Raw genomic sequence first — 1,119 nt, forward strand, 5'->3', positions numbered from 1 at the left:
ATGCGCTGCACCTGGTTGGTGCCCTCGTAGATCTGCGTGATCTTCGCGTCCCGCATCATCCGCTCCACCGGATAGTCCCGGGTGTACCCGTACCCACCCAGCAACTGCACCGCGTCCGTGGTCACCTCCATCGCCACGTCCGACGCGAAACACTTCGCCGCCGCCCCGAAGAACGTCAGATCGGCATCCGTACGCTGCGACTTCGCCGCCGCCGCATACGTCAACTGCCGCGCCGCCTCCAGCTTCATCGCCATGTCCGCCAGCATGAACTGCACACCCTGGAACTCCGCGATCGCCTTCCCGAACTGCTTGCGCTCCTTCACGTACCCCTTCGCGTAGTCCAGCGCACCCTGCGCCACACCGATCGCCTGCGCCGCGATCGTCACCCGGGTGTGGTCCAGCGTCCGCATCGCCGTCGCGAACCCCGTCCCCTCCGCACCGATCATCCGATCCGCCGGAATCCGCACATTGTCGAAGTACACCTCACGCGTCGGCGACCCCTTGATCCCCAACTTCTTCTCCGGCGCACCGAACGACACCCCCGCGTCGCCCTTCTCCACCACGAACGCCGAAATCCCCTTCGACCGCAACGACGGATCCGTCACCGCCATCACCGTGTAGAACTCCGACACCCCGGCATTGGTGATCCACCGCTTCACACCGTTCAGCACCCAGAAATCACCGTCCCGCACCGCCCGGGTCCGCATCCCCGCCGCGTCCGAACCCGCCTCCGGCTCCGACAGGCAGTACGAGAACATCCCCTCACCCCGCGCCAACGCCCCCAGGTACTTCGCCTTCAACTCCTCCGAACCCGACAACTGCACCGGCAGCGAACCCAGCTTGTTGACCGCCGGAATCAACGACGACGACGCACACACCCGCGCCACCTCCTCGATCACCAGCACCGTCGCCAGCGCGTCCGCCCCCGCACCCCCGTACTCCTCCGGCACGTGCACCGCATGCAGATCGTTGCCCTGCAACGCCTCCAGCGCCTCCTGCGGGAACCGCCCCTGCTCGTCCACCTCCGCCGCGAACGGAGCGATCTTCGCCTCCGCCAACGAACGCACCGCCTCACGGAGCATCTCGTGCTCCTCGCTGAGCCGGAAGAGGTCGAAGTCC

At 66.8% G+C, this 1,119-nt stretch carries 1 protein-coding gene; it reads right to left on the reverse strand.

Annotated elements, in window-relative coordinates:
- On the reverse strand, nucleotides 1-1,119 hold a 1,119-nt coding region (locus ACIOFR_RS42390), incomplete at both ends, for an acyl-CoA dehydrogenase family protein (protein ID WP_401006203.1).

Origin of the sequence: Kitasatospora sp. NPDC088346, from assembly GCF_044740765.1 — a bacterium.
GTDB lineage: Bacteria > Actinomycetota > Actinomycetes > Streptomycetales > Streptomycetaceae > Kitasatospora.